This is a genomic window from Pseudomonas neuropathica (assembly GCF_015461835.1).
GTDB classification, from domain to species: Bacteria; Pseudomonadota; Gammaproteobacteria; order Pseudomonadales; family Pseudomonadaceae; genus Aquipseudomonas; species Aquipseudomonas neuropathica.
In genome coordinates this window covers 144,980-164,921 of record NZ_JACOPX010000010.1, presented here as the reverse complement: position 1 = coordinate 164,921, position 19,942 = coordinate 144,980, and the positions used below count along the sequence as shown (strand labels likewise).

Annotated in this window: 16 protein-coding genes and 1 pseudogene; 7 read left to right on the top strand and 10 right to left on the bottom strand. The window is 59.4% G+C overall.

The annotated features are described in order from the left end of the window. Positions 1-309 precede the first annotated feature (309 nt). Positions 310-1,509 carry an MFS transporter gene (locus H8F23_RS16495; RefSeq protein WP_194935065.1) on the top strand — a complete coding sequence of 400 codons (1,200 nt, stop codon included), beginning with the start codon at positions 310-312 and terminating at the stop codon, positions 1,507-1,509. 94 nt (positions 1,510-1,603) lie between these two features. Continuing rightward, entirely contained in the window at positions 1,604-2,527 is a 924-nt protein-coding gene (locus tag H8F23_RS16490) for a LysR family transcriptional regulator (RefSeq protein WP_194935064.1), read from the top strand. Between the two features lie 10 nt (positions 2,528-2,537). On the opposite strand, the gene H8F23_RS16485 is transcribed toward H8F23_RS16490, so the two are convergent. The 4 genes from H8F23_RS16485 to xylA all read right to left on the bottom strand — a co-directional run bounded on the left by H8F23_RS16485 (position 2,538) and on the right by xylA (position 7,863). Further along, positions 2,538-3,674, bottom strand: a complete 1,137-nt coding sequence (locus H8F23_RS16485; protein ID WP_194935063.1) for a sugar ABC transporter permease — start codon at positions 3,672-3,674, stop codon at positions 2,538-2,540. Beyond that, complete coding sequence (xylG, locus tag H8F23_RS16480) at positions 3,675-5,231, bottom strand: D-xylose ABC transporter ATP-binding protein (protein WP_194935062.1); 1,557 nt, start codon at positions 5,229-5,231, stop codon at positions 3,675-3,677. A gap of 165 nt (positions 5,232-5,396) precedes the next feature. Next, entirely contained in the window at positions 5,397-6,398 is a 1,002-nt protein-coding gene (xylF, locus tag H8F23_RS16475; RefSeq protein ID WP_016986083.1) for a D-xylose ABC transporter substrate-binding protein, read from the bottom strand. A gap of 148 nt (positions 6,399-6,546) precedes the next feature. Further along, positions 6,547-7,863 carry a xylose isomerase gene (gene xylA / locus H8F23_RS16470; protein ID WP_194935061.1) on the bottom strand — a complete coding sequence of 439 codons (1,317 nt, stop codon included), beginning with the start codon at positions 7,861-7,863 and terminating at the stop codon, positions 6,547-6,549. Positions 7,864-8,038: 175 nt separating this feature from the next. Here xylA and H8F23_RS16465 point away from each other — a divergent pair, with 175 nt between their 5' ends. Both H8F23_RS16465 and H8F23_RS16460 read left to right on the top strand, forming a co-directional pair. After that, entirely contained in the window at positions 8,039-9,220 is a 1,182-nt protein-coding gene (locus tag H8F23_RS16465; protein ID WP_093431655.1) for a XylR family transcriptional regulator, read from the top strand. Between the two features lie 57 nt (positions 9,221-9,277). Next, the gene (locus tag H8F23_RS16460) at positions 9,278-9,952 is read left to right on the top strand and encodes a dTMP kinase (RefSeq protein WP_194935060.1); all 675 of its coding nucleotides are present in this window, start codon (positions 9,278-9,280) and stop codon (positions 9,950-9,952) included. Here the strand turns inward: H8F23_RS16460 and H8F23_RS29155 are convergent. The 6 genes and pseudogenes from H8F23_RS29155 to H8F23_RS16435 all read right to left on the bottom strand — a co-directional run. Next, positions 9,944-10,012 (bottom strand): annotated as a pseudogene (locus H8F23_RS29155) (hypothetical protein); the annotation flags it as partial. The gene H8F23_RS16460 and the pseudogene H8F23_RS29155 overlap by 9 nt on opposite strands. 132 nt (positions 10,013-10,144) lie before the next feature. Further along, positions 10,145-10,660, bottom strand: a complete 516-nt coding sequence (locus tag H8F23_RS16455) for a cupin domain-containing protein (protein ID WP_194935059.1) — start codon at positions 10,658-10,660, stop codon at positions 10,145-10,147. Positions 10,661-10,903: 243 nt separating this feature from the next. Continuing rightward, complete coding sequence (locus H8F23_RS16450; RefSeq protein WP_194935058.1) at positions 10,904-13,306, bottom strand: TonB-dependent receptor; 2,403 nt, start codon at positions 13,304-13,306, stop codon at positions 10,904-10,906. Positions 13,307-13,373: 67 nt separating this feature from the next. Next, complete coding sequence (locus H8F23_RS16445) at positions 13,374-14,321, bottom strand: FecR domain-containing protein (protein WP_194935057.1); 948 nt, start codon at positions 14,319-14,321, stop codon at positions 13,374-13,376. After that, positions 14,321-14,830 (bottom strand): sigma-70 family RNA polymerase sigma factor, encoded by a 510-nt coding sequence (locus H8F23_RS16440; protein ID WP_194935056.1) that lies wholly within the window; start codon positions 14,828-14,830, stop codon positions 14,321-14,323. Before H8F23_RS16440 ends, H8F23_RS16445 begins: the two co-directional genes overlap by 1 nt. Before the next feature lie 90 nt (positions 14,831-14,920). Then, complete coding sequence (locus H8F23_RS16435) at positions 14,921-15,820, bottom strand: helix-turn-helix domain-containing protein (protein WP_194935055.1); 900 nt, start codon at positions 15,818-15,820, stop codon at positions 14,921-14,923. Positions 15,821-15,982: 162 nt separating this feature from the next. Here H8F23_RS16435 and H8F23_RS16430 point away from each other — a divergent pair, with 162 nt between their 5' ends. From H8F23_RS16430 to H8F23_RS16420, 3 genes are all read left to right on the top strand, one after another. Next, positions 15,983-17,341 (top strand): glutamine synthetase family protein, encoded by a 1,359-nt coding sequence (locus tag H8F23_RS16430; RefSeq protein ID WP_194935054.1) that lies wholly within the window; start codon positions 15,983-15,985, stop codon positions 17,339-17,341. A 169-nt stretch (positions 17,342-17,510) separates the two neighbouring features. After that, a complete protein-coding gene (locus tag H8F23_RS16425) occupies positions 17,511-18,599 on the top strand; it encodes a polyamine ABC transporter substrate-binding protein (RefSeq protein ID WP_194935053.1) in 1,089 nt (362 codons plus the stop codon). Continuing rightward, the gene (locus tag H8F23_RS16420) at positions 18,596-19,897 is read left to right on the top strand and encodes an NAD(P)/FAD-dependent oxidoreductase (protein ID WP_194935052.1); all 1,302 of its coding nucleotides are present in this window, start codon (positions 18,596-18,598) and stop codon (positions 19,895-19,897) included. The genes H8F23_RS16425 and H8F23_RS16420 overlap by 4 nt, the downstream gene beginning before the upstream one ends. The last annotated feature ends 45 nt before the right edge of the window (positions 19,898-19,942 follow it).

Sequence of the window (19,942 nt, the reverse complement as noted above, 5' to 3'; positions counted from 1 at the left end):
AAGTGGCGGTTCATGAGACGGAGAAAAACGCGGCAGGCAATGGCAGAACGGATGGGATACGGGTCATGACAACGCTCCTTGTGACAGCCGGGGAAGGGTGCCGATGGGGACTACGACGCCAGTGGCGAAAGCGTAGAGAAACCGTCCTCACGGGAGAATCACCCGCGCACGCAACAGCGCGTTGCGCGAGAAGCAACGCTTGCGCCGTTGCACCGGACGCATCACTGCGTTGCTCGCCGCGTGGATTCTGCGCGTCGTCACAAGGCCGTAGCCTTGGCAGCACTTTCCTGAACTCAATGAGGTGTCATCATGCTTACGGGCAATCCGGTCGTTGCGACCAACGCCGAACAGCCGGCTGGACTTTCCGGCCTGATGGTCGCGTTCCTGGCATTTTGCTGTGGCGCGGTCGTGGCCAATCTCTATTACGCGCAGCCGATCGTCGAACTGATTGCACCGCAGATCGGACTGTCCAGCGCCAATGCCAGCCTGATCGTTTCGTTGACGCAATTTGGCTACGCACTGGGCCTGTTGCTGCTGGTGCCGCTGGCCGACCTGATGGAAAACCGCCGGCTAGTGGTCGGCTTCACCCTGGCGGCGAGCGTCACATTGCTGTGCGCCGGGCTGACCCATTCACCGTCGATGTTCCTGCTGTTGTCTTTGCTGATCGGTCTGACCTCGGTGGCCGTGCAGATCCTTGTGCCGTTGGCGGCGCACCTGGCGCCCGAGGCCAGTCGTGGCCGCGTCGTCGGCAATATCATGAGCGGTCTGCTGCTGGGGATTCTGTTGTCGCGGCCACTGTCGAGCCTGTTGGTTGAAGTGTTCGGCTGGCGCGGGGTGTTTTACAGCGCGGCGGCCCTGATGGCGGTTATCGCGCTGGTCACTGCGGTGGCGCTGCCGCGTCGGCTGCCGACGCATAAAGCTTCGTATGCTGCGTTGATCGGTTCGGTGTTTGCTTTGGCTCGGCGCTATCCGCTGTTGCGTCAGCGTTCGCTGTATCAAGGGCTGCTGTTTGCCAGTTTCAGCCTGTTCTGGACCCTCGCGCCGATTGAACTGATGCGTCACCACGGCTTCACTCAGGCACAAGTCGCGATCTTCGCGTTGGTCGGTGCGGTGGGTGCCATTGCCGCGCCGATTGCCGGACGTCTGGCCGATGCCGGGCATGGTCGTCGCGGCACGCTGGTCGCATTGCTGCTGGCGCCGGTTTCCCTGCTGATCGCCGCGCTCCCGGGCAGCAGTTATTTCTGGCTGGTGGTGTGTGCGGTGCTGCTGGATTTCGCCGTGCAATTGAACATGGTGCTCGGCCAGCGTGAGGTATACGCCCTCGATCCGCACAGCCGTGCGCGCCTGAACGCCGTGTACATGACCAGTATTTTCGTCGGCGGCGCGCTGGGGTCGCTGGTTGCGAGCCCGTTGTACGAGCATTTCGGCTGGAACTTGTCCGCCGTCGCGGTGGCGCTGCTGCCAGCGCTGGCGCTCGGCTTGTTTCTGAGCCGCCAGGCCGATGTCTGAACAACCGGCGAGTGCGGGCAAGCACGGCGGTACAAGACGAGGGGGGAACAGTGATGCACAATCATCCGCGTTCCCTTTCGACCGGACTCCGCTTATGGACAAGTTGCTGGCACTGAAGATGTTTGTGGAAACCGTGCGCTGCGGGGGCTATTCCTCGGCAGCGCGCAAACTCGGGATATCAACGTCGTCAGTGACCCGGCAAGTCGCGGGGCTGGAACACGAACTGGGCGCGAGCCTGCTCAATCGCACCACGCGCAATACCAGCGTGACCGTTGCCGGCCAGACCTATTTCGAAAAAGCCGTGGCGATTCTCGACGCGATTGACGAAGCCGATGCCGTCGTTGCCGATCGTGGCGCCGAAGCGCAGGGCCGTCTGCGTATCAGCGTGCCGGTGGAGTTCGGCCGGCGCCTGATTGCGCCACACCTGAGCCGCTTGCTTGAGCGGCATCCGGGTCTGGAGATCAGTCTGTCGCTGAGCGATCAGGTCAGCGACCTGCTCAGCGAGCAGATCGATGTTTCGGTGCGACTGGGGTCGTCGGTGGTCAGTGAAGACATCGTCAGCAAACGCGTGGGGCATTTCGAACGCTGGGTGGTGGCCAGTCCGGCGTATCTGGCGCGGAGTGCGGTGCTCTGTCACCCACGGGATTTGCTGGAGCATCAATGCCTGCGTTTCGATTACGGCGCCACCCACCAGCACTGGACTTTTCAGAATGAAGACGCGCCCATCCAGCTCAACGTCCACGGGCGCCTGCAAAGCAATAATGCCGACATCCTGCGCGAAGCCGCCATCGGCGGCGGCGGGGTGACGCTGTTGGCTGACTGGCTGGTGCGCGACGACGTCGCAGCCGGCCGGCTGACCCGCTTGCTTGAGCAGTACGAGGTCAATCCCGGCAGCGCCAGCACGTGCATCAACGCGTTGTATTTACCCAATCACCGTGGGTCCAGCCGGATCAATGTGTTTATCGATTTCCTCATGGAAATTCTCAGCCCGGTGGCCGCAACCACGCCCGCCGCGTGATCCCTGCGGCTCAACGGCGCCCGGTCCGCGTACTCACATCCACCCAAACCGCCAACACCAGGATGCTGCCCTTGACGATCATCTGCCAATAGCTGTCGACGTCGAGCATCGACATGCCGTTGTCCAGGCTGGTGATGACCAGGGCGCCGAGGAGGGCGCCGTACACCGTGCCTGAGCCGCCGCGCATGGAAGTACCGCCGATAAAGCAGGCGGCGATGGCGTCGAGTTCACCCATGCTCCCGGCCGAGGGCGAACCGGCGGCGAGGCGCGCAGTGTTGACCACGCCGGCGAGGGCGCACATCACGCCCATGATCCCGAAAATCCATAGCTTCACCGCCTGCACATTGATCCCGGACAGGCGCGTCGCTTCCATATTGCTGCCCACGGCATAGACGCGGCGACCGAACACGGTCTGACTGGTCACGTAGCTGAACACGCCCAGCAGAATCAGCAACAGCAGGACCGGCACGGGAATGCCGTCATAGCTGTTCAGCGTCTGCACGAAACCGGCGAGCACCGCGCCGATCACCAACACGCGGACGACATCACGCACCAACGAATGCGCCGCCAGACCGTGAAGGGCGCGATTGCGTCGTTGTTTCCAGGTCAGGAACACCGTCAGCGCGAACAACAGAATGCCCAGGCCGGTGCCGATCGCGTGGGGCAGGTAACCCTGGCCAATGTAGACGAGTTCCGGCGATACCGGTGCGATCGTCGTGCCGCCGGTAATTCCCAGCAGAATCCCGCGAAAAGCCAGCATGCCACCCAGACCGACGATGAACGAGGGGATGCGCAGATAAGCCGCCATGTAACCGTTGGCGAGGCCAATCATCAGGCCACACAGGGCGACCAGACTCAGGTTCGCCAACAGCGGAATGTGGTAAACCACATCGAGAATCGCCGCGAGGCCACCGAGCAGGCCCAGCAACGAGCCGACCGACAAATCGATCTCGCCGCTGATGATCACCAGCACCATGCCGCAGGCGAGAATGCCGGTGATCGACATCTGCCGCAGCAGATTGGAGAGGTTGCGCGGGGTCAGGAATCCGCCCTCGGTCTGCCAGCTGAAGAACAGCCAGATCAGCACCACGGCAAACACCAGCGCGAGCATTTTGTAGCGGGTGAACAGTTGTTTGACCTGATTCATTTACGCGGATTTCCGATCATTATTGTTATGGCTGCCAGGCTGGCTGAGGGCGGCGGCAAGCACCTGTTCCTGGGTGAGTTCATGGTTGATGAAGTCACCACGCAACTGACCCTCGCCGATCACCAGCACGCGGTCGGACACGCCAAGCACTTCGGCCAGCTCCGACGAGACCATGATGATCGACACGCCGGCAGCGGCCAGTGCGCCCATCAACTTGTAGATTTCGTATTTAGCGCCGACGTCCACACCTCGGGTCGGCTCATCGAGAATCAGTACCCGGGGTTTGGCCAGCAGCATCTTCGCCAGCACGGCTTTTTGCTGATTGCCCCCCGAGAGGCTGGTGATCGGCAGAAACGGGCTGGCGGTCTTGAGGTGCAGGCGCGAGATTTCCCGATCAATGCAGCCCAGTTCGGCTTCGGCATCGATGCGGGTCAGTTTCGAGTAGTTGTCCAGCACGGCCAGGGTGATGTTCTGGCCGACGCCCAGGTCTGGAATGATGCCTTGGCGTTTGCGGTCTTCCGGCACCAGGCACAGGCCGGCGCGGATTGATTTGAGCGGCGTGCGGGTGTCGATGGGTTGCCCGTCCAGCCAGACTTCGCCCTCGTGGCGACCGGGGTAGGCGCCGAACAGCGCAGTCACCAGTTCGGTGCGACCTGCGCCGACCAGCCCGGCGATACCAAGGATCTCGCCGCGCTTGAGGGCAAAGGAAACATCGTCGACCCGTTTGCGCTTGGGGTTGTCGACGTCGTAGCAGGTGATATGGCGGGCTTCGAAAATCACCTCGCCAATATCGTGCGGCTCGGAGGGGTAGAGGTTGCTCATTTCCCGCCCGACCATCTGGGTGATGATCTGCGCAATGTCCATGTCGGCCATGGCGGTGGTAGCGATGTGTTTGCCGTCGCGGATCACCGAAATGGTGTCGCACACGGCGGCCACTTCATCGAGCTTGTGCGAGATGTAGACGCAGGCCACGCCTTTGGCTTTGAGGTCGCGGATGATGTCCAGCAACACCTCGATTTCCGAACGGCTCAACGCCGATGATGGCTCGTCGAGGATCAGCAGGCGGGCCTTCTTGTTCAGGGCCTTGGCGATTTCCACCAATTGCTGGTAGCCGCCGCCGTACTGCGAAACCGGCAGCGATACGTTCATGTCGGGGACTTTCAGTTCGCGCATCAGGGCTTCGGCGCGGTGAATCATCGCCGGGTAATTCATGCGTCCGCCGGGCAGTGTCAGCTCGTGGCCCATGAAAATGTTTTCGGCCACCGACAGGTCGGGCACCAGCGTCAGTTCCTGGTGAATGATGACGATGCCGGCAGCTTCCGTTTCACTGATCGATTGCGCCCTGAGCGGTTGCCCGTCCCAGAGGATTTCACCGTCCCAGCTGCCGTGGGGATAGACCGCCGAAAGGATCTTCATCAGCGTCGACTTGCCGGCGCCATTCTCGCCGCACAGGCCAACGCATTCACCGGGCCTGACCTTGATGTCGATGCCGTTCAGCGCTTTGACACCGCCGAAGGTTTTGACGATGCCGTTCATTTGCAGCAGATAGTCGGACATGGAGAGGGCTCGTATATCAAAGACTCACACACCACGAAACCTGTGGGAGCGAGCCTGCTCGCGAAAGCGGTGGTTCAGCTGGCATCGATACTGAATGTGCTGCCGTCTTCGCGAGCAAGCTCGCTCCCGCAAGGGTTTTCGCATCACCGGAGATTTGTGATGGGGTCACTTCCCGGCGATTTGCGCCTTGGTGTAGAAGCCGTCCTGTTCGAGCAGGTCGATGTTGTCCTTGGTCAGCGGGGTGGGCGTGAGCAGGATGGTGTCGACTTTTTTGCTGCCGTTGTCGTACTGCGAGCTGAAGGCGGGTTTTTCGTTGCGCGCCAGTTGTACCGAGAGCTTGGCGGCTTCGCTGGCGATGAGTTTCAGCGGCTTGTAAACGGTCATGGTTTGCGTGCCGGCGATCACACGTTTAACAGCAGCAAGGTCAGCGTCCTGCCCGGAAATCGGCACCTTGCCGGCCAGTTGCTGCGCCGCCAGTGCCTGAATGGCGCCGCCCGCCGTGGCGTCGTTGGAAGCGACGATGCCGTCGATTTTGTTGTCGTTGCGGGTCAGGGCGTTTTCAACAATGCTCAGGGCTTCGGTCGGATTCCATTCCTTCACCCACTGCTGGCCGACGATCTTGATATCACCCTTGTCGATGGCCGGTTGCAGCACTTTCATCTGGCCTTCACGCAGGATCTTGGCGTTGTTATCGGTGGGCGCACCACCGAGCAAAAAGTAATTGCCCTTGGGCGCCGCTTTCAGGACGCCGCTGGCCTGCATCTCACCAACTTTTTCGTTATCGAAGGAAATATAGGCGTCGACATCGGCGTTGAGGATCAGGCGATCATAGGACACGACTTTGATTCCGGCCTTCTTCGCTTCGGCCACCGCGTTGGTCAGCACCGTGGCGTTGAACGGTACGATGACGATGACATCGACACCCCGGGAAATCAGGTTTTCGATCTGGGAGATCTGCTTCTGCTCGTTGGCATCCGCCGATTGCACGAAGACCTTGGCGTCCATTTTTTCGGCCGCCGCAACGAAGTAGTCACGGTCACGCGACCAGCGCTCCAGGCGCAGATCATCAATGGAGAAACCGATTTTCGGGTGGGCTGCGTCAGCCAGCACCGGCAGCGACAGCAAGGCCAGAGCAGTGGCCAATAACGTGCGTTTTACGTTCTTCATGTGGGGCGTCCTTTTATTGTTGTTGGAAAGACACGGCCTGACGATGAGTATCGGGCTGGTAAAACTGTAGAGAATCCGCAGACGCGGCAGGCACAGAATTGTCGTGCAATTGTCACAGCGTCGAAGCGCCGGCAGATTCTCGTAGCGATCAGCGATAGAGGTAGCGGTTGACGATGTTCTCGAGCATTTCCTGGCGGCCGCTGACGGCTTGCGGGTTCAACTCGTTGGTGAAGGCGTGCTCGGCCAACGATTCAAGGTTGAAGTCCCCCGTCAACACCGCCTGCCCGAACGGCTGCTGCCAACCGGCGTAGCGTTGGTCCTTGAGCCGTTGCAGTTCGTCGTTCTGCACCATGGCCGCTGCGCGTTCTAGCGACAGGGCGAGAACGTCCATGGCGCCGACGTGGCCATGGAACAGATCGATCTGATCGAGGCTCTGGCGGCGAACCTTGGAGTCGAAGTTGAAACCGCCATTCTTGAAGCCGCCGGCCTTGAGAATTTCATAGGTGGCCAGGGTCATTTCTTCGACGCTGTTGGGGAATTGGTCGGTGTCCCAGCCGTTTTGCGGATCGCCACGGTTGGCGTCGATGCTGCCGAAAATCCCCAGGGAAACGGCCGTCGCAATTTCGTGATGAAAGCTATGCCCGGCCAGGGTCGCGTGGTTGGCTTCGATGTTGACCTTGATTTCGTGTTCCAGCCCGAACTGCTGAAGAAAGCCGAACACGGTGGCGCTGTCGTAATCGTATTGGTGCTTGGTCGGCTCCTGCGGCTTGGGTTCGATCAGCAGGTCGCCGGTGAAACCGATCTTGTGCTTGTGCTCGACCACCATGCGCATAAAGCGGCCCAGCTGTTCGCGTTCACGTTTCAAGTCCGTATTGAGCAGGGTTTCGTAGCCTTCGCGGCCGCCCCACAACACGTAGTTGGCGCCTTTCAGGCGATGGGTCGCGTTCATGGCGCTGAACACTTGGGCAGCGGCGCAGGCGAACACTTCCGGATCGGGGTTGCTCGCGGCGCCGGCAGCGAAACGCGGGTTGCTGAAGCAATTGGCGGTGCCCCACAACAGCTTGATCCCGCTTTGTTCCTGATGTCGCTCGAGGTGATCGACCATTTGCGCGAAGTGGTTGCGGTACTCCTTCAGTGACTGGCCTTCCGGGGCGACGTCCGTGTCATGGAAGCAGTAATAGTCGATACCCAGTTTGGAGAAGAATTCGAAGGCCGCGGCTGCTTTGCCGATCGCCAATTCCATGGGATCGCCGACGTGTTGCCAAGGGCGCTTGAACGTCCCCGCACCGAACACATCGGAACCCGGCCAGACGAACGTGTGCCAGTAACAGGCGGCCATGCGCAGGTGTTCACGCATGGGTTTGCCGAGGATGAGTTTGTCGGCGTCGTAGTGACGAAAGGAGAGGGGGGAATCGCTATCTGGACCTTCGTAGCGGATCGGCTCGACATCGGGGAAATACTGCATGGACCTTGTCCTTGTTGTTCTTGGCGGTGTCTCGATACTAGCAACGGCCCCGACCCTGCTGATTATGAAAAACATCAACACGGAGTGCGATTTTGCGTATTGAGCTTCTTCGATCAGGCGCCTAGTCTGTGTCAATCGCCTCTGTGACAAGGGGCTCGGGACAAGCATAAAAACAATGAAAACCGTACCGCCTGTTCACCGCATCGCTCTGTTGTTCAACGGCAGCAAGATCTACGACCGTGGCATCATCAGCGGCATCGGCAACTACCTGAGCAGCACCCGCGCTTCCTGGGACCTGTTTCTGGAAGAGGATTTTCTCTGTCGTTTGAAAGGCATCGAGCGCTGGCAGGGCGACGGGATCATCGCCGACTTCGACGATCCGCTGATTGGCGAGGCGTTGGCCGACATTCAGTTGCCGGTGGTGGCAGTAGGGGGCTCGTACGAGGATAAGCGCGCCTATCCGAAAGCGATTCCCTACGTCGCCACCGATAACAACGCACTGATAACGTTGGCCTACACGCATTTGATCGAAGCGGGACTGCAGCGTTTCGCCTGCTTCAGCCTGCCTGAAGCGCAGGCCAATCGCTGGGCGCAAGAGCGCGAAAAAGCCTTTCGCAAATTGATGAAGCGCGATGGTCTGCACGGCGAAATCTATCGCGGCATGGGCACCAGCGCACCGCTGTGGGACAGCGCCGTCGAACAACTGATCGCCTGGCTGCAAAGCCTGCCCAAACCCATCGGCATCATCGCCGTCAGCGACGCCCGTGCGCGCCAGTTGCTGCAAGCCTGTCTGACTGCCGGCATCGCCGTACCGGAGCAAGTGGCCTTGATCGGCATCGACAACGACCCGCTGACCCGCAGCCTGACCCGCGTGCCGCTGAGCTCGGTCATTCAGGGCACAGAAACCATGGGCCGTACCGCCGCGCAATTACTCCATCAGATGCTCCATGGCATGCCGTCCACCGGTACACAAATCCTGATTCCTCCCGATGCAGTCAACGTGCAGGTGTCGAGCTTGCACCAGCCTTTGGGCAATCCCTACGTCATGCAAGCGCTGCTGTTCATCCGTCAATACGCTTGCCAGGGCATCAAAACGGCGCAGGTGGCGGCGTATGTCGGTGTGTCGCGTTCATCACTCGAAGCGCATTTCCGCGCCGAGCGAGGCTGCAGCGTGCATGACGAGATCCTGCGTTTCAAACTGGCAGCGGCCACCAGCGGATTGAAAAATACTGACTCGGTGATCGCCGACGTTGCGCGCAGTTGCGGGTTTAAATCTGCGCAGTATCTGCACACGGTGTTTCGCCGGGAGTTTGGCTGTACGCCGCGGGAGTATCAGCAAGGGGCAGGGATGCGCTGATGGAATGGCGGAAATGAGGTTAGAGTGGGCATCAATGTCTTGATTGTTGCGTGAACAATGAATCGTCCGCTGTTCGTTTCTCTGGATGGGCCCAAAGGCACCGGCAAAACCACACTGTTGGAGGCCGTTACGCAAGTACTGAGGGCGGGCAACCAGAAAGTCATCCGGCTTTGCGAGAGAAAAAGCGATCCGTTCAGGGGGGAAACCATGGCCTTGGTCAACACTCTGGCGAGAAATCCTTGCCGGGATCTGGAGTGGGCTGTGTGTCAGCGCCTTGCGGATAGCCGTCGCTGGATCTCCCAGAACGTTCTGACGAAGCAGCCGCTGGACAGCATCATCCTGATCGATCGCTGGTATCCCTCGGATGCCGCGTTTCGCCAGACCATCCCGTTTGCCGAGATTCTTCAATTGAATATGGAGCGAGATGTGCGGGTGCCAGATCTGCATGTCGGCGTCGTCACCGATCCGGATATTTCATGGGCCAGAGCTGCCAACCGATCACGAGGACTGGGCGGCACTGTGATCCAGAAGCACGCAGAGCATGTGGCGTGTACGGAAATGTTCGAGCAAGCGGTCAAGGATCACGGTTGGATGTTGTGCCGTAATGAAGGAACGGTTGAGGAGGCGACGATGCTGGTGGTTTCTCGGGTCTATGAGGTGCTTGGGTTGAACGTCGTCGACGTTGTAGGCTTGGGCAATGAACATGATGGCGAACGCTTGATACATCATTGAACCATCAAGGTTGAATGAGTAGCCCAGCGGTAGAACGAAGCTGTATGGATCAATTGACATGATTTAACATAATATACATTACACGTAACAAGATGTTTCGAGATTAACCACGTTGCCCGCAAGATTTCATTCTCCTGCAATGCTCCAAACCGGCTTTCCCTCCAGCCTGATAATCCTCTGAATCTGCATCGCTCAATCCTCATCCCGCGTCAGCTTTTCAATCAACGCTCGATGCTGTGGAAACGCTGTCGTGAGCTTCTGGCGATTCCCCATCTCCATGTCGGCAAAATCAAATCCTGGCGAAACCGCTTCACTGATCAATCCAAATCCGTTTGTCCCGTCCAGCAATCGTGATGCTTTCCAGATGCCACCCGGTACGTGCAATTGCAAACACTGTCCTGCGAGAACATCGTTGCCCATGATGATTGTCTGCAATGAACCGTCCGCATGGATCAGGCTGTATTCGAGTGCGTCGCCCAAGTGGAAATAATGCAGGATGTCAGACTCATTGAAATGAAACTGACCAACCGGTGATTGCTCGGTCAGCAGATAGTAGATCGAAGTCATCAGGTAACGCGGTCCTGCAGCGGTTTCGAGCCAGTCGCGATGGTTTGACTGATAGGTTCTACGAAAATAGCCGCCTTCGAGATGCGGTTCGAGATTCAGCGCATTGATCACGTCTTGTGCGCTTGCTTTACCTTGAATCATCGCCCGCTCCCTTGATTTTATGGTGGTTTTTTATAGCTCAACTAAACGACCATTTAGTGTAGTTAAGCGCATATCGAAGACGAACGACGAATTTGCAAGCTTGACAGCGGTGGGAATTCTTTACAACTCGCAAGCGACGCCATCGTCTTCGAAGTAGTATATGTTTTCATGCTTGTAACCCCACTTACCGTCTCTGATTCGGAGGTCAGCTCGCTGAGCACGCTTTTGATTTTCCGAGTGGAATCAGAAATCCACCGTCGCTGAAAGCAGATAAGTTCTCGGTGTCGACAACGTCAGCCCCGGTTCACTGTCATCCGAAGCGCCTGCCGAACTCCAGTAGCGTTTATCCAGCACGTTCTCGACGTTGGCGCGCAGGGTGATGGTTTTCTCATCGACTTTGAAGGCGTACCGCGTACCTACGTCGAAGCGCTCCCAAGAGTCGATTTCCTTGTCGTTCGACTGATCCAGATACTGCGAACTGGAATAAATGCCCCGCCCTGTCAACGTCAGCCCCTGCACCGTCGGCACGTCCCACTCGGCGCCGAGATTGACGTTGTATTTCGGCGTCGCCGGCGCACGATTGCCGTCGAACGTGCCGTTGGTGGTATGGGTCAGCTCGCTGTCGATGTACATCACGCCGCCAAGTAAACGGAAACCTTTGAGCGGTTCGCCGAACACGCTCAGCTCCACGCCATTGTTCTCGCGCTTGCCATTGGGCCCGAAAACCCGCGTGCTGGCGTTGGTTTCATAGGCTGGCTGCTTGATGCGGAACACTGCAGCCGTCAAAGCATAGGCGCCCGCGTCGTACTTGGCGCCGACTTCAACCTGACGGCTGATGAATGGCGGGAAGATCTCATCCTCGTTCACTGAGGTCGACGGCGCGATCTTGCCTTGGCTCAAACCTTCCATGTAGTTGGCGTACAACGACAGTTTGTCAGTCGCCTTGAACAGAATCCCGCCCGAGGGCGAAACCTTTTCTTCGTCGTAAGCGGTGTCACCTTTGATGTCATCGCTCCAGTCATCGACTTTCACTCGCTGCCAGCGAGCGCCGAGGGTCAGCAGCAATCGATCGTCGAAAAAACCCAGGGTGTCGGACAACGCCACGCCGCTGAAGCGGTTTTCGGTGTAGACCTTGGCGTCATTGCGTGTCGGCGTACCGGGTTTGGCGGTTTCCACCGGGTCATACAGGTTGCTGCGCCCTGCCGCGTAACGCGCGCCACCATTCTCGAAATCCATATAAAAGTAGCTGGCCGCCAGATTGACTTCATGGCTCACCGGCCCGGTATGGAACCAGTTGCGCACGCCGGCGGTGGCGGTACGGACATTCTCGTCGCGGGTGAAATCACGCGGTTGAACGCTGAAAACACCGGCATCGTTGGTGACGGAAACCGCATGTCGAAGGAAGTCGTGATTGCTTTTGCGAGCACCGACACCGCCGTAGACCATCACCGAATCACTGACATCAAACTCGGCGTTGAACGTGCCGAAGGTGTCCTCGGTTTTCGCCTGAGTCCACGGTTGTGCGTAGTTGCGATGCACCTTGTTCGCGCTCGGAACCTTGGCATTGGCCGCGACTTGCACGCGCTCTTGCGGCGCGTCGGTATCGCGCTCGGTGTGGCCGATGTCGGTCGAAAGCCTTAACCGCTCACCGCGAAAGTCCAGGCCGAGCACGGCCATGTCACGGTCGACACTTTGATGATCCCACTCGGTATCACCGGACTGCTTGACGCCGTTGAAGCGCAGGCCGAACTGGTTGTCCTCACCGAACCGCCGGCCGACATCCACCGCGCCGCCGACCTGATTGTTCGACGCGTAATTGGCCGTCAGCGAGGTGATCGGTTTGTCGGTGGCACGTTTGGGCACCACGTTGATGCCCCCGCCTACACTGCCTCGGGGCGAAATACCGTTGATGAGCTGGCTCGGGCCTTTGAGGATGTCGACGCGATCGGCCATTTCCATGTCAATGGTGTACGTCGGCAGCACGCCATAGAGCCCGTTGTACGCCACGTCGCTGTTGAACAGGCTGAAACCACGGATGGTGAACTGCTCGTAGCGACCACCGGCCGGGTTCGTCGCACGCACCGATGGATCGCTGGAAATCAGATCGCCCAAGGTGCGCGCCTGCTGATTCTTTACCGCCTCGCTGGTGTAGGTGGTCATGCTGAACGGGGTTTCCATGAAGTCTTTCGACCCCAGCAAACCCTGCGAGCCACGCCGCGCGACTTGGCCGCCGGCAAACACATCGGCATCGCTGGAACCGGTGGCACCGAGAATCGACGTCGGCGCCAGTTGCAGGCTGCTGCCCTCGGCGGCTGGAATCAATGTGTAGGCCTGCTCGCCCAGCGGTTGCAGTTGCAGACCGGAACCCAGCAACAAGCGAGCGAACCCCTCCTCCACGCCAAATTCGCCGGACAAACCATTACTGTTGCGCCCGCTGACCAGCGCCGGATCCACCGACAGATTGACCCCGGCCAAACCGGCAAATCTTGTCAACGCGGCACTGAGGCTGCCGGCCGGCACCTGATAACTGCGCCGAGCGGCGTCTTCGGCCCAACTGGACTGGATCAACACAGGGCTGGCACTCAGGCTCAGCAGGAGGCTCAACTGCAACAACGGACGCAAACGACTTGGGAATACTGCGGGCATTGGAAGAAGCTCTCGATTTTGTTCACTTACCTGCAATGACCGGTGAGGCGAAAAAAAGGGACAGGCTTCAGACGATATTTTTTCGCGGCGTCAGCGTTACCCAGAAACGCGTGCGCGAATGGACCTCCAACGGCAGGCTCGCCGCCAGCAGCGCCAGCACTTTATCGGTGTCGTCGAGACGGAAACTGCCGGTGACACGCAGACGTTCAAGTGCTGGCTCCCAGCGCAGGAGCCCCGAGCGATAACGGCTCAACTCGCGAAGAAAATCCCCCAACGGCTGGTTTTGTGCCATCAACACACCGTCACGCCAGCCCGGCATTTTGGCGTCGAACAGCGCGACCGGCCTGGCGCCGGAAGCGTGCAGATTGACCTGTTGCCCGGCGCTCAACCAAAGTGCCGGGCCGTGCAACGGCTGCAATTGCACCGAGCCGCTGACCACCGACACGTTGCAGTCACGCTCGTTGAGGCGCACGCAGACTTCGCTGCGGCTGACAATGATCCGACCGTACGGCGCGTTGACCGTCAACGCCGTGCTACCCGGAACGTTGAGCGCCATTTCGCCGCGCACCAACGTCAACTGACGGCTGGCCAGATCGACGTTCACCGCACTGGCGGTGTTCAGTTGCAAGTTGCTGCCGTCGGCCAGCCGTGTTCGCGTGTGTTCGCCGGTGGAAGTCTGCAAATCCGCGCGCCAGACGTCGAGCGGCAACTGGCGACCGATCAACCACGCCGTAGGCACCAAAGCCGCCAGCCCCAGCGCCCTTTTCAATGCTGCCCGCCGCGCCAGATCCGGGCGATCGAGTGTGGCCATGGCCAATTCTGTCGGCAGACTGGAAAAGCGCTGACGCAACGATTGAATCTTCTGCCAGGCGTTTTCATGGCGGCTATCGCTGTCGCGCCAGTGCTTCAGTCGCACGTGATCGGCTTCACTGGCCTCGCCAGATTCGAGCAATGCCAACCACTGTGCGGCGGCACGGGCGACTTCACGCGCTTCGGTGCTGGGCGCGACACGCATCATAGATCCAACATCAAACAATGCTCGTAAGCCTGCGCCATATAACGTTTTATTGTGCGTTCTGAGACCTGCAAGCGCTCGGCGATTTCGCGGTAACCGAGGCCTTCAAGCTGACTCCACAAAAACGCCCGGCGCACAGTTCGGGGCAAACCATCGAGCAGTTCATCCAGCGCTTGCAGGGTTTCCAGCAGCAGCCAGCGCTGTTCGGGCGACGGCACGCACTCCTCAGGCAATTGCGCGAGGGCTTCGAGGTAGGCTTTTTCCAGACTGCGGCGGGTGTAGAAATTGCTCAGCAGGCGTTTGCCCACCGTCAGCAAATACGCGCGCGGCTCGCGCATGTCGGCGATCGGTTGCGCACTGCAGAGTACGCGCAAGAACGTGTCTTGGCTCAGGTCCGCCGCATCCCAGGCATTGCCCATGCGCCGCCGCAGCCAGGTTTCCAGCCAGCCTCGGTGATCGCGATACAGTTCGTGCAGGTGCTGCGGCGATGGCGTCGCTGCTTCAGTCATCTCAAGAGTCCTGCGCGAAGTCAGTTTCAAATGAGAGTGATTCTATTTAACTTCAGCGCCGAGACAAAGCCTTTTTAACCGCGACAGCTTTCATGAGCGCTTCAAGGTCTCGCTCGGCAACTCCTTGAACAACGCCCGGTAACTGCTGGAAAACCTTCCCAAATGCCAGAACGACCAGTGCATCGCCACCTCGGCCACGGTGGTTTCCGTCGGCCGGCGCTTGAGCAATTCACGGTGTGCGCTGTTCAACCGGCGCAGGCGCAGCCAGTGACTCGGGGTCATCCCGGTGTAGGCCTTGAATGCCTGCTGCAATTGCCGCAACGGCACCCCGGCCACGTGCGACAGTTCGAGGAGATTGACGGTGTCTTCCGGCGAATCCGCCGCCCACTCCCCTACCCGTTTCATGATCATCCGCTCCTCGCTACGCCGCTGTAATCCGCCGCGATCGAGGCTGGTGTGAGCGTTGTCGAGGATGAACAGGCAGTCTTCAAGTAGCTGCTGCGTCAACGACTCTTTATCAAGCAGATCAACGGCTTGCGACAACTTCGTGAGAGTCGAGCTTAACCAGCGACTGAACAAGGCGTTCTGTCCGCAATTGAGTTGCGTCATGAACAACCCTTCGAGTTTCGCCACATTCAGACCGTGCTGGCGGACAAATTCCGGACCGAACACCACGGCGATTTCCTGGTAGTTCTCCGGGGTGATCCAGATGTTGCGGCTCTCTTCATTGAGCAGATACAGCGCGTTGTCACTGCGATCGAAACAGAACGCCAAAGCACCCGATGGCGCGCTGAAGTTCTGCTCGACGCGGGTGTTCATCTGCTCTTCGTAGACCTCGACACCCTGCAGATCCAGATAACGGATCTGCCCGGCGAAATGGCCCGGCGACATCTGTTGGTAATGCTGGACCCAGCCCGGTGTGGCGCGGACTTGCTCGGCCACATCGGCGGTGTTGAACGCTTGAACCTGGAGCGAATTGCACGTTGTCATGGGGTGACCTTGCGCACTCTTTTGGTGCGCTTTGGTGCTGCTTAAAGTGGATAGATGGAACTGCAAGGCTCGCCCAAGATAGTCGTCAACGCGCCACAGGGGAAGGGGCGGAAGATGAAACCCGCCCTCCCCGGCGTCTATAAAACCAATAACGAGGTCTTTATGAATGCCCCTTTCGATCAGCTGTTCACGTGGCTGAAAGATCACAAGATTACCGAAGTCGAATGTGTGGTCAGCGACCTGACCGGCATTGCCCGCGGCAAGATCGCACCGACCAACAAGTTCCTGCATGAGCGAGGCATGCGCCTGCCGGAAAGTGTGCTGCTGCAAACGGTAACCGGGGATTTTGTCGACGACGACATCTACTACGACCTGCTCGATCCTGCCGATATCGACATGGTCTGCAAGCCCGTGGCTGACGCGGTCTACGTGATTCCATGGGCGATTGAGCCGACCGCCATCGTTATCCACGACACCTTCGACAAGTTCGGCAACCCGATCGAACTGTCGCCGCGCAACGTGCTGAAGAAAGTCTTGCAGCTGTACACCGACAAAGGCTGGAAGCCGATTGTGGCGCCGGAAATGGAGTTCTACCTGACCCAACGCTGCGAAGACCCGGACTTGCCGCTGAAGGCACCGCTGGGCCGCTCGGGCCGTGCTGAAAGCGGTCGTCAGTCGTTCTCCATCGACGCCGCCAACGAATTCGATCCGTTATTCGAAGACGTCTACGACTGGTGCGAACTGCAAGGCCTGGACCTTGACACGCTGATCCACGAAGACGGCCCGGCGCAGATGGAAATCAACTTCCGTCATGGCGACGCACTGGATCTGGCCGACCAGATCACCGTGTTCAAACGCACCATGCGTGAGGCTGCACTCAAGCACAACGTTGCGGCGACGTTCATGGCCAAGCCGATCGGCGACGAGCCGGGCAGCGCCATGCACATTCACCAGAGCGTGGTGGACATAGCCACCGGCAAGCCAATCTTCGCCAATGCCGACGGGCAGATGAGCGAACTGTTCCTGCACTACATCGGCGGTTTGCAGAAATACATCCCGAAAGTGCTGCCGATGTTCGCGCCGAACGTCAACTCGTTCCGCCGCTTCCTGCCGGACACCTCGGCGCCGGTCAACGTCGAATGGGGCGAGGAAAACCGCACCGTCGGCCTGCGTGTACCGACTTCCAGCCCGGAAGCCATGCGCGTAGAAAACCGTCTGCCGGGCGCCGATGCCAACCCGTACCTGGCAATCGCCGCGAGCCTGCTCTGCGGTTACATCGGCATGGTTGAAGGCATCGCGCCGAGCGCTGCGGTCCACGGCCGTGCTTATGAGCGCCGCAACCTGCGCCTGCCGATCACCATCGAGGAAGCGCTGACGCAAATGGAAGAGTGCGAGACCGTTGCGCAGTACCTGGGCGACAAGTTTGTCCGTGGCTACGTCGCGGTGAAACGTGCCGAGCATGAAAACTTCAAGCGCGTGATCAGCTCGTGGGAGCGTGAGTTCCTGATGCTCAGCGTCTGAAACACAACACTTACCCCTGTGGGAGCGAGCTTGCTCGCGAAAGCGGTCACTCAGTCACAACTGATGTCGCCTGACGCTCCGCCTTCGTCGGAACGCCGCCCGGAGCAAGCTCGCTCCCACAAGGAAGAGTACCCACCTGAAAAATCCAACAATTCCAAGAGGTGTCGAAATGCGTCTGTTGAAATCCGTACTCCCGGTCGCCCTGAGCGTGCTGTTCAGCGCCGTAGCGCACGCCCAACCCCAGGTCAGCGTCTACAACTGGACCGACTACATCGGCGAAACCACCCTCGCCGACTTCCAGAGTAAATCCGGGATCAAGGTGATCTACGACGTTTTCGACTCCAACGAAACCCTGGAAGGCAAGCTCCTTGCCGGTCGCACCGGCTATGACGTAGTAGTGCCGTCCAACCACTTCCTCGCGCGTCAGGTGAAAGCTGGCGCGTTCCTCAAACTCGACCGTTCGCAACTGCCGAACTGGAAAAACCTCGACCCGAAACTGCTCGAGCTGTTGGAGAAAAACGACCCGGGCAACGCGCACTCGGTGCCGTACCTGTGGGGCACCAATGGCATCGGCTACAACGTCGACAAGGTCAAGCAAGTGCTGGGCATCGACCACATTGATTCCTGGGCCGTGCTGTTCGAGCCTGAAAACCTGAAGAAACTCACCCAGTGCGGCGTGTCGATGATGGACTCCGCCGACGAAGTTTTCCCGGCGATGCTCAATTACATGGGCATGGACCCGCGCAGCGAAAACCCGGAAGACTATAAAAAAGCTGAAGCGAAACTGCTCAGCATCCGTCCGTACATCACCTATTTCCATTCCTCGAAATACGTGTCGGATCTGGCTAACGGTGACATCTGCGTGGCCTTCGGTTACTCCGGCGACGTGTTCCAGGCCGCCAACCGTGCCAAGGAAGCCAAGAACGGCGTGAACATCGCTTACGCCATTCCGAAGGAAGGTGCCAACCTCTGGTTTGATCTGTTAGCCATCCCCGCCGATGCGAGCAACACCAAAGAAGCCCACGCCTTCATCAATTACCTGCTCGATCCGCAAGTGATCGCCAAGGTCAGCGCTTCGGTGGGTTACGCCAACCCGAACCCGGCCGCCAAGCAGTTCATGGATCCGGAGCTGGTCAACAACCCAGAGGTTTACCCACCTCAAGCCGTGCTCGATAAACTCTACATTTCTACCACCCCGCCCCAGGCGATCATGCGTCTGATGACCCGCTCCTGGAGCAAAGTGAAGTCGAACAAATGAATCAGTACACCCAAGAACACGCTCGCTCCTACTACGCCGCTTCGGCGCGGGCGACCACACCTTATCCGGTATTGGACGCTGACCTGACAGCCGATGTCTGCGTGATCGGCGGCGGGTTCACCGGGGTCAACACCGCCATCGAGCTGGCTCAGCGCGGATTGTCGGTGGTGTTGATCGAAGCACGGCGCATCGGCTGGGGCGCCAGCGGGCGCAACGGTGGTCAGTTGATTCGCGGGATCGGTCATGAAGTTGCAGGCTTCGCCAAATATGTCGGCCAGGAAGGCGTGCGTTATTTGCAGCGCGCCGGCATCGATTCGGTGGAACTGGTGCGTCAGCGCATCGGCGATAACGGCATCGAATGTGATCTGCGCTGGGGCTTCTGCGATCTGGCCAACACCCCGGCGCAGTTCGACGCCTTCAAAGATGAATTGGTCGACCTCGCCGAACTCGGCTATGCCCATGAAACCCGCCTGATCGGCCCCGAGCAGGTGCGCCAGCAGGTGGTCAACTCCGACATCTATGCCGGTGGTCTGGTCGACATGGGATCCGGTCATCTGCACCCGCTGGACCTGGTGCAAGGCGAAGCGCGGTTGGCAGCTTCACTCGGCGTGAAGATTTTCGAGCAGAGCGAGGTGCTGGAAATCATCCACGGCCCGACCGTACAAGTGCGTTGCGCTACCGGCACGGTGCGCGCTGGCAGTCTGGTACTCGGCTGCAACGCGCATCTGGACGACCTCGAACAACAACTCAGTGGCAAAGTCCTGCCCGCCGGCAGTTACATCATCGCCACTGAACCGTTGTCCGAGGAACGCGCCGCGCAGCTGATCCCACAGAATCTGGCGGTGTGCGACCAGAAAGTCGGCCTCGATTACTACCGGCTCTCGGCGGACCGGCGCCTGCTGTTCGGCGGTGCCTGCCACTATTCCGGGCGTGATCCGGCGGACATCGCCGCTTACATGCGCCCGAAGATGCTCAAGGTTTTCCCGCAACTGGCCGACGTGCGCATCGATTACCAGTGGGGCGGCAAGATCGGCATCACCGCCAACCGCTTTCCGCAGGTCGGCCGGCTCAAGCAGCACCCGAACGTGTTCTACGCGCAGGGCTATTCCGGCCATGGCCTGAACGTCACGCATTGGTGCGCAAAACTGCTCGGCGAGGCGATTCATGCCGGTCACAGCCAAGGCATGGACGTGTTCAGCGGCGTGCCGCACATGACCTTCCCTGGCGGTCCTGCCTTGCGTTCTCCACTGCTGGCACTGGGGATGTTCTGGTATCGCCTGCGGGAAATGCTCGGTTAACCGTAATCCGCGCCGACACCATGCCTCTGTAGGAGCTGCCGAAGG

What these genes read in the sequence shown, in the direction of transcription:
- H8F23_RS16485 (WP_194935063.1), bottom strand. Translation starts at nt 3,674, where the DNA reads ATGAATCAGGTCAAACAACTGTTCACCCGCTACAAAATGCTCGCGCTG.
- H8F23_RS16420 (WP_194935052.1), top strand. Translation starts at nt 18,596, where the DNA reads ATGAATCAGTACACCCAAGAACACGCTCGCTCCTACTACGCCGCTTCG.
- H8F23_RS16495 (WP_194935065.1), top strand. Translation starts at nt 310, where the DNA reads ATGCTTACGGGCAATCCGGTCGTTGCGACCAACGCCGAACAGCCGGCT.
- H8F23_RS16455 (WP_194935059.1), bottom strand. Translation starts at nt 10,660, where the DNA reads ATGATTCAAGGTAAAGCAAGCGCACAAGACGTGATCAATGCGCTGAAT.
- H8F23_RS16460 (WP_194935060.1), top strand. Translation starts at nt 9,278, where the DNA reads ATGAATCGTCCGCTGTTCGTTTCTCTGGATGGGCCCAAAGGCACCGGC.
- H8F23_RS16440 (WP_194935056.1), bottom strand. Translation starts at nt 14,830, where the DNA reads ATGACTGAAGCAGCGACGCCATCGCCGCAGCACCTGCACGAACTGTAT.
- H8F23_RS16450 (WP_194935058.1), bottom strand. Translation starts at nt 13,306, where the DNA reads ATGCCCGCAGTATTCCCAAGTCGTTTGCGTCCGTTGTTGCAGTTGAGC.
- H8F23_RS16430 (WP_194935054.1), top strand. Translation starts at nt 15,983, where the DNA reads ATGAATGCCCCTTTCGATCAGCTGTTCACGTGGCTGAAAGATCACAAG.
- xylA (WP_194935061.1), bottom strand. Translation starts at nt 7,863, where the DNA reads ATGCAGTATTTCCCCGATGTCGAGCCGATCCGCTACGAAGGTCCAGAT.
- H8F23_RS16435 (WP_194935055.1), bottom strand. Translation starts at nt 15,820, where the DNA reads ATGACAACGTGCAATTCGCTCCAGGTTCAAGCGTTCAACACCGCCGAT.
- xylF (WP_016986083.1), bottom strand. Translation starts at nt 6,398, where the DNA reads ATGAAGAACGTAAAACGCACGTTATTGGCCACTGCTCTGGCCTTGCTG.
- xylG (WP_194935062.1), bottom strand. Translation starts at nt 5,231, where the DNA reads ATGTCCGACTATCTGCTGCAAATGAACGGCATCGTCAAAACCTTCGGC.
- H8F23_RS16425 (WP_194935053.1), top strand. Translation starts at nt 17,511, where the DNA reads ATGCGTCTGTTGAAATCCGTACTCCCGGTCGCCCTGAGCGTGCTGTTC.
- H8F23_RS16490 (WP_194935064.1), top strand. Translation starts at nt 1,604, where the DNA reads ATGGACAAGTTGCTGGCACTGAAGATGTTTGTGGAAACCGTGCGCTGC.
- H8F23_RS16465 (WP_093431655.1), top strand. Translation starts at nt 8,039, where the DNA reads ATGAAAACCGTACCGCCTGTTCACCGCATCGCTCTGTTGTTCAACGGC.
- H8F23_RS16445 (WP_194935057.1), bottom strand. Translation starts at nt 14,321, where the DNA reads ATGCGTGTCGCGCCCAGCACCGAAGCGCGTGAAGTCGCCCGTGCCGCC.